The following is a 7,999-nucleotide window of genomic DNA, read 5'->3' as shown; positions in this document are numbered from 1 at the left end:
GGGCCCGGCTCTCGCCCGCCCATCTGTCCCGCCTGGAGACCGGCCGGCGCCAGCCCTCGCTGCCACTCCTGCTCGGACTCGCCCGCACCTACGGTACGACGGTCTCCGAGCTGCTCGGCGAGATCCCCGCCGTCGCGGATCCCATCGTACGGGCCGGCGGTCCGGGTGCCCGTGAGGCCGACGGCTGGACGTACTGGCAGGCGGGCGGCTCCGGGCGCGGGATGCAGGCGCTGCGTGTGTGCGTGCCTCACGGCCGCAGCCAGGGCGAGCTGGTCCGCGTACATCCCGGCGAGGAGTGGCTGTACGTCCTGGAAGGGCGGCTGCGGCTGCACCTGGGCGAGGCCGAGCACCTGTTGGAGACGGGGGACAGCGCGCACTTCGACTCGCTCACCCCGCACCGGATCGCTGCGGCCTCGGCGGGCGGGGCCGAGCTGCTCTTCGTCCACACCCTGCTGCAGAGCAGCCTGGCCGGGCTGTGCCTCGGCGGCGCCACCACGACCGCGCCCGCGAAACCGCCCGCGCCCACCACGCACACGACCACGCACCACCGATAGCGGAGGAACCGTACCCATGTCCCGAGCCGAGCAGCCCGCGTCCCCGTCCCCGTCCCCGACCGCATCCCCGACACCCACCGTGTCCCCGGCCGTGTCCCCGTCCCCGGCCGTGTCGGCGCCCGCGACCATACGGGCCCGCTTCGAGTCCAAGTTCCCGCGCGGCCTGATCATCCGGCTGATCGCCTACCTGTTCGTCGGCCACCTCTTCGCCTTCTTCGTCTACCTCCTCTTCGTCCTCGGTGGCCAGAACCAGTAACCCGCCGGGTCGACGAGTTCGGGCCGCGCGACTCTGGCAAGGTGAGGGCGCTGTGGCTACCCTCCGCGCATGATTTCCACGGTTGTCTGGGGTACCGGCAACGTGGGCCGTCTGGCGATCCGCGCCGTCGAGGCCCATCCCGCGCTCCAACTCTGCGCAGTCATCGTCCACAATCCAGCCAAGGTCGGCCGCGACGCGGGCGAACTCGGGCGACTCGACCATCTGTTGGGGATCGAGGCCACCGACGACATCGAAGCCGTGCTCGCCGCCCGCCCCCAAGCCGTGGTGTACGCCGCGTCCGGAGACATCCGGCCCGACGAGGCACTCGCCGACATCACCCGGGCCGTCCGGTCCGGCGCTGTCGTCGTGAGCCCCGCCCTGTACCCGCTCTACGACCACCGGAGCGCCCCGCCCGAGTTCCGCGCCCCGGTGCTCGCCGCCGTCGCGGAGGGCGGCGGCTCGCTCTTCGCCTCCGGCGTCGACCCCGGGTGGGGCAACGACGTCCTCCCGCTCCTGCTCAGCGGACTCGGCACCACCATCGACGTCATCCGCTGCCAGGAGATCTTCGACTACTCCACCTACGACCAGCCGGACTCGGTCCGTGACCTCGTGGGCATGGGCCGGCCCATGGACCACGAGCCCATGATGCTCATGCCCTCGATCCCCACCATGGTGTGGGGCGGTCAGATACGGATGATGGCCCGGGCGCTCGGGGTCGAACTCGACGAGATCCGCGAGACGTCGGACCGTCGCGCGCTCGACGCCACGGTGACCACCAGGACCATGGGCGAGTTCCAGGCCGGTACCCAGGGCGCGATCCGCTTCGAGGTGCAGGGCATCGTCGAGGGCGAGCCCCGCATCGTCATCGAGCACGTCACCCGCATCCACGCCTCCTGCGCACCGGACTGGCCCATGCCGCCCGACGGCGGTGACGGGGCCCACCGGGTCGTCATCGAGGGCCGCCCGCGCATCGAGGTCACCATCGAGGCCACGGACGAGGGCGAGAACCGCTCGGCGGGCGGCAACGCCACCGCCGTCGGCCGCCTGGTCGGCGCCATCGACTGGCTCGTGCAGGCGGAGCCCGGACTCTACGACGCCCTTGACGTCCCGCTGCGCCCCGCCATCGGCAGACTCGGAAGGAAACAGTCATGAGGATCGACATCCCTGAAGGCCGGCACCCGATCGAGTACGTGTGGGGCGACATGGTCCCCGGTATCGGCATGGCCGCCGCGAACTTCTCCCTGTCGGTGTACGCCCACACCACCCTGGGCCTGCGCGAGTTCGAGGCGGCCCGGCTGCGCGTGGCGCAGATCAACGGGTGCGTCTTCTGCCTGGACTGGCGCACCGAGCGGGAGGGGGAGAAGGTCGAGGAGGAGTTCTCCGACGCGGTCACCGAGTGGCGTACGACCGACGCGTTCGACGAGCGCACCCGGCTCGCGGCGGAGTACGCCGAGCGGTACACCCTGGACCACCACGGGCTCGACGAGGAGTTCTGGGACCGGATGACCGCGCACTACAGCCAGCTGGAGATCGTGGAGCTGACGATGAGCATCGGGTCCTGGCTGGCCTTCGGCCGGCTCAACCACGTGCTCGGCCTGGACAGCGTCTGCGTGCTGCCGGGGCACTGAGCGGAGCGCGAGCGCGGCGTACGGGAAGGGGCGCGGGGCGCGGCGCACGAGGAAAAGGGGGCCGTTCGGTGCATCCGAACGGCCCCGGCCGCTGGGGGGAGGGCGCGGCCCTACGGGAGGTCGGTGGCGATGATCTTCTCTATGTTGCGTTCGGCGAGTGCCGTGATGGTGACGAAGGGATTCACGCTCGCGTTGCCGGGGATGAGCGCGCCGTCGATCACGTACAGGCCGGTGTAGCCGTGCAGCCGCCCGTAGTTGTCGGTGGCCCTGTTCAGGACCGCCCCGCCGAGCGGGTGGTAGGTGAGGGTGTCGTTCCAGATCTTGTTGCCACCGAACAGGTCGGTCCGGTAGATCGTCCCCTCCTTCGAGTTGATCTTGTCGAAGATGGTCTTGGCCATGGAGATGGACGGCTGCTTCCAGGCGGTCTGCCAGTTCAGCTCGGCCTTGCCCGCGGCCGCGTTCCAGGTGAATTCGGCGCGGTTCGGGTTCTTGGTGATCGACAGGTAGAACGAGGCGTACGTCTCGATGCCGGTGGGCAGCGGTGCCACCTCGGCGAAGGCGCCGCCCGCGTCCCAGTTGTCGATGCCGGAGCAGGGGATGGTCGACTGGAGTTTGCCGGTCGGGTCCCACAGGTGGTTGGCGCGGCCGCACATGACGTTCCCGTTCTCGCCCCAGCCCTTGCCGACCTCGCCGTTGAGGTTCCGCAGCGCCCCCGTGGCCTTCAGTTCCACCAGGAGTTTGCTGGTGCCGACGCTGCCGGCGGCGAAGAAGACGCGGTCCGCGGTCACGGTCTTGGTGGCCACGGTGTCGCCGGTCGTGTTGATCTGGTCGATGGTGACCGTGTAGCCGCCCGCCGCGGCCGGGGAGACCGAGGTGACCTTGTGGAGCGGCGAGATGGCGACCCGGCCCGTGGCCCTGGCCCGGGCGAGGTACGTCTGCACCAGCGACTTCTTGCCGTGGTTGTTGCCGTACAGGATCTCGCCGGCCAGGGCGGACCTGGTGGCGGTGCCGGCGGCCTCCCCCTTCATGTAGTCCCAGTCGTACACGTCCGGTACGAAGGTCCAGGCGAAGCCGGAGCGCTGGGCGTGCTTGCGGCCGACCCTGGAGAACTGATAGCAATCGGCGGTGTCGAACCAGGCCGGGTCGATCATTCCGACCCCGAGCCCGGCGTTGGCCCTCGGGTAGTAGGTGTCGTACATCTCGTCGGCGTCCACCGAGGGGAGGACGGCGGCGAAGTTCGCGCGTTTGGGCGTGACCGCCATGCCACCGTTGACCAGCGAGCCGCCTCCGACGCCACGGCCCTGGTAGACCGTGATGCCGGCGAAGTCCTCGGCGTCCAGGATCCCCGTGTACTTGGGGACGTCCTTGTCGATGGGGAAGCCGAGGAAGTTGCTGAGCGGCGCCTTGGTCCGGGTGCGCAGCCAGAAGGACCGGTAGTCCGGGCTGGTCACCTTCGGGAAGATCTTGCCGTCGGAGCCCGGCGTGTCCCAGGACATGCCCATCTCGATCATCTGGACGTCCACGCCCGCCTGTGCCAGCCGAAGGGCCGCCACCGATCCGCCGTAGCCGGTGCCGATGACCAGAGCCGGTACGCGGGAACCGTCGGATATCGGGCCGGGCGGGGCGGCCGCCTGCGCCGGGGTGATGTGGCCCGCCAGAGCCAAGGCCCCGACAACGGAACCTGTTCTACCGAGGAATCCGCGACGGGAGATCCCGTTGGAGGTGGTTCTGGGCAGCGGTTTATCGCTCATGTGACGTTCCTCACTCGGGGGCAGAATGGGAACGAGTTCTACTGCTGCCCGCGTGTGAAGTCACTACATACGTCTAGGTAACTTTCGGTCGATCACGTGGCAGGGGGAGTGGGGCGCGCGCGCCGGACCCAGCCCAGGATCAGCAGGGACGCGACCGCAGCGAAGGCGCACCAGGTGGAGGCGAATTCCAGCCGCCACAGCGCTGAGCAGGCGAGCGCCCCCGCCGCCAGTACCACGCCGAGGGTCCGCAGCCGCCGGTCACCTCCGAGCAACAGGGCGCCCACGGTGGCGAAGAGGTAGGCCGTCAGCACCAGCGGCATCCACGGAACATTCACGCCGTAGCCGAGGGTGTGGCCCCGGACCTCGGCGGTCACGGGCCGGGTCACGAGGCAGTACGAGAGCACTCCGGCGGCGGCCAGCCCCGCGGCCAGCGGCCCCCACAGGAGGCACCCGGCCCCCGGCGGGGCCGCCAGCAGGACCCCGGCCGGCACCCAGACCGCCAGCACCGGCAGGGCGATCACAGCCCAGGCCGTGGCGGTCGGGGAGCAGCCGCCGCCCGTGCCCCAGACGGCGGCCTCCATCAGCTGGTGCACGCCCAGCAGCAGCGGCAGCGCGGCGACGGGCAGGTCGCGGGCCCGCCGCACCCGCGCCAGGCACACGATCCCGCCGGCGGAGATCGCCGTGCCCGCCACCAGATCGGCCGTCGCGCTCCAGCACACGGGATCAGCCGGGCTCCTCACGGGGTTCGAGCGGCGGGGCCGACACCGCGCAGTACGTACGACACTGGGGGTGGCACGCCTCGGGCGCGGGGGAGCGTACGGTCGCCCAGGCCAGGGCGGCGCCGGCCACGAACGCCCCGGTGCACCAGAGCATGGCCAGCCCGAACGCGGCGTCGAACTGGGTCGCCGAGCGGTACGACTCCGGTCCCATGCCGGACAGCAGCGGCAGCGCCGCCACCGCGAGCAGCCCGGCAACCCGCGCCGCCGCGTTGTTGATGCCGCTGGCCAGGCCCGCCCGGCCGGGGTCCACCGAGGCGAGCACGGTCGACGTCAGCGGAGCCACCAGGGCCACGAGTCCCATGCCCATGACGACCATCGCGGGCAGCACGTCCCGTACGTACGAGGCCGCGGGCCCCACCCGCAGCATCAGCAGCGTGCCGCCCGCACACAGCAGCGGCCCCACCGTGAGCGGGACGCGCGGCCCGATCCGCTCCCCGAGCTCACCCGAGCGTGCCGACAGGAGCAGCATGAGAAGGGTCGTCGGCAGCATCGCGGCACCGGCGGCCAGCGCCGAGTAGCCGGACACCACCTGGAGCTGGAGCACGACGAGGAAGAAGAACCCGCCGATGGCCGCGTACACGCACAGCGTGACGAGGTTGACGGCGGTGAACAGCCGGGACGCGAAGATGTCCGGCGGCACCATCGGGTCGGGCCGCCGCCGCTCCACGTGGACGAAGGCGATGCCCAGCAGGACTCCGAGCACCGCGGCGGCGATCACCGCCGGCGCTCCCGACCGGGCTTCGATCAGCGCGTAGGTGACCAGTCCCAGGGAGGTCGCTCCGAGTGCCGCCCCGGCCACGTCGAACCGCCCGTGCGCCTGTGGGTCGCGCGATTCCGGTACGTGCCGCAGTGCGACCGGCACGCACACCGCGGCCAGCGGAACGTTCAGCAGGAACACCCACCGCCAGCCCGGCCCGTCCACCAGCCAGCCGCCGAGGAACGGCCCCACGGCGGCGCCCACCCCGCCGAGCCCCGACCACAGGCCGATCGCCCGTCCCCGGTCCTCGGCGCGGATCGACGCCTGGATCAGGGCCAGGGAGCCGGGAGCCAGCAGCGCTCCGCCGATGCCCTGCAGGGCCCGGGCGGCGATCAGCACCCCGGCGTTCGGCGCGATGCCGCACAGCAGCGAGCCGAACGCGAACCACACCACGCCGAGTACGAAGATCCGGCGCCGCCCGAAGCGGTCGCTGAGTGACCCGCCGACCAGGATCAGTCCGGCCAGCGTGAGCAGGTAGGCGTTCACCGTCCACTGGAGCACCGCCAGATCGGCGTCGAGATCCTCCCCGATGCGCGGCAGTGCCACGTTCACGACGGTCCCGTCCAGCATGGCCATGGTCGACCCGAGCACCGTGGTCAGGAGGATCCACCGACCACGTGCGGACGCGATCGGGATACCGGCTCCGGACGGCTCGGCGGGCGCAGTCATGTCTTCAGGCTGGCGCGCGCGGCCGGTCCGGGCCACCGGGGCGGGCCGCAAGACGGCCGAAAAGCCGCCCTTGTAATGAGCATGACGTCTCATTCACCATGACCCGCGCACATCACGCGCACCCTTCCCGCACATCCCGCACACGGCGTACGAGGAGACAACACGTGGCCCAACGCGACAACCGGTCCTCACGAGCCTTACGACCCACAAGGTCATCGAGGCCCGCGCGGTCCTTACGCACGGCGCTCGCCGCCCTCACCTCGGTCCTGCTCCTGCCGATCGGCGCGGGCGTCGCCGTCGCCGCGCAGGACCCCGGCCCCGCCGCCCTGACCGCGGCCGAGCGCAAGATCGAACCCAAGCTCCGCACCCAGCTCGACGAGTCCGCCAAGGCGGCTTTCTGGGTGTATCTCGACAGCGCCGCCGACCTCAACGCCGCGGGGAAACAGCAGACCCGCGCCGCCAAGGCCGAAACGGTTCTGCGGATCAAGAAGGACCACGCCGCGCGCAGCCAGGCCGATGTCATCAAGGCCCTGCACGGCGCCGGCGCCGATTACACGTCGTACTGGATCGTGAACGCCGTGCGCGTCGTCGGCAGCGAGAAGCTCGCCGGGACCCTCGCACAGCGCCCCGAAGTCGCCCGGATCGACGCCGACGACAAGGTCGCCCTCCCCAAGCCCACCGAGGGCGAGCGGGAGAAGGCCGTCGCCGACGCCATCGAGTGGAACATCGACCGGATCAAGGCCCCGCAGGTCTGGGACCAGGCCGGTGTGCGCGGCGAGGGCATCGTCGTCGCCAACATCGACAGCGGTGTGGACTACACCCACCCGGCCGTGAACAACCAGTACCGCGGCAAGAAGGCGGACGGCACGTACGACCACGCCTACAACTGGTTCGACCCGGCGGGCGTGTGCACCACCGCGGCCCCGTGCGACAACAACGACCACGGTACCCACACCATGGGCACGATGGTCGGCGACGACGGCGGCGCCAACAAGATCGGTGTGGCCCCCGGAGCCAAGTGGATCGCGGCCAAGGGCTGCGAGTCGAACTCCTGCTCCGAGGCCTCCCTCCTCGCCTCGGGCCAGTGGATCGTCGCCCCGACCGATCCGAACGGCCAGAACCCGCGCCCCGACCTCGCCCCGCACATCGTCAACAACTCCTGGGGCGGTAGCGGCGGCGACACCTGGTACCAGCAGATCGTCGACACCTGGCGGGCCGCCGGCATCTTCCCGGCCTTCTCCAACGGCAACGCCGGCCCGAGCTGCAACACCGCCGGCTCGCCCGGCGACTACGCCAGCTCCTACAGCTCCGGCGCCTTCGACATCAACAACGCGATCGCGTCGTTCTCCTCACGCGGCGCCGGCCCCGGCGGCATCGTCAAGCCGAACATCGCCGCGCCCGGCGTGAACGTGCGCTCCTCCGTCCCCGGCGGCGGATACGAGGCCTTCTCCGGCACCTCCATGGCCTCACCGCACACCGCGGCCGCGGTCGCCCTGCTCTGGTCCGCCGCGCCCGCCCTGGAAGGCGACGTCGCGCAGACCGAGTCGCTCCTGGACGGCACGGCGCTGGACACCGACAGCAGCCAGTGCGGCGGCAACGCCGCCG

At 71.2% G+C, this 7,999-nt stretch carries 8 protein-coding genes; 5 read left to right on the top strand and 3 right to left on the bottom strand.

All coding sequences use genetic code 11. The annotated features are described in order from the left end of the window. The 4 genes from ACWGIU_RS22180 to ACWGIU_RS22165 form a co-directional block, all read left to right on the top strand. Positions 1 to 554: helix-turn-helix domain-containing protein (locus ACWGIU_RS22180; RefSeq protein ID WP_453708336.1), on the top strand; the 554-nt coding region annotated here is incomplete at its 5' end. Between the two features lie 16 nt (positions 555 to 570). Beyond that, positions 571 to 810 (top strand): DUF6126 family protein, encoded by a 240-nt coding sequence (locus tag ACWGIU_RS22175; RefSeq protein WP_453708334.1) that lies wholly within the window; start codon positions 571 to 573, stop codon positions 808 to 810. Between the two features lie 69 nt (positions 811 to 879). Continuing rightward, positions 880 to 1,962, top strand: coding sequence for an NAD(P)H-dependent amine dehydrogenase family protein (locus ACWGIU_RS22170; RefSeq protein ID WP_453708332.1), 1,083 nt, complete (start codon positions 880 to 882; stop codon positions 1,960 to 1,962). Further along, complete coding sequence (locus tag ACWGIU_RS22165; protein WP_453708330.1) at positions 1,959 to 2,438, top strand: carboxymuconolactone decarboxylase family protein; 480 nt, start codon at positions 1,959 to 1,961, stop codon at positions 2,436 to 2,438. The genes ACWGIU_RS22170 and ACWGIU_RS22165 overlap by 4 nt, the downstream gene beginning before the upstream one ends. Positions 2,439 to 2,548: 110 nt before the next feature. Here ACWGIU_RS22165 and ACWGIU_RS22160 read toward each other — a convergent pair whose 3' ends face one another. The 3 genes from ACWGIU_RS22160 to ACWGIU_RS22150 form a co-directional block, all read right to left on the bottom strand. Beyond that, a complete protein-coding gene (locus ACWGIU_RS22160) occupies positions 2,549 to 4,189 on the bottom strand; it encodes a GMC oxidoreductase (RefSeq protein WP_453708328.1) in 1,641 nt (546 codons plus the stop codon). Between the two features lie 92 nt (positions 4,190 to 4,281). Then, positions 4,282 to 4,908, bottom strand: a complete 627-nt coding sequence (locus ACWGIU_RS22155) for a DUF6629 family protein (RefSeq protein ID WP_453708326.1) — start codon at positions 4,906 to 4,908, stop codon at positions 4,282 to 4,284. Positions 4,909 to 4,912: 4 nt separating this feature from the next. Continuing rightward, positions 4,913 to 6,394, bottom strand: coding sequence for an MFS transporter (locus ACWGIU_RS22150; protein ID WP_453708324.1), 1,482 nt, complete (start codon positions 6,392 to 6,394; stop codon positions 4,913 to 4,915). Between the two features lie 164 nt (positions 6,395 to 6,558). Here ACWGIU_RS22150 and ACWGIU_RS22145 point away from each other — a divergent pair. Further along, positions 6,559 to 7,999 (top strand): S8 family serine peptidase (locus tag ACWGIU_RS22145; RefSeq protein ID WP_453708322.1); only part of this gene is annotated, 1,441 nt, incomplete at its 3' end.

The sequence above is a fragment of the Streptomyces sp. NPDC054840 genome (genome assembly GCF_053611065.1).
The sequence above is the reverse complement of the archived record's forward strand: the minus strand, read 5'-3'. Positions and strand labels throughout refer to the sequence as shown.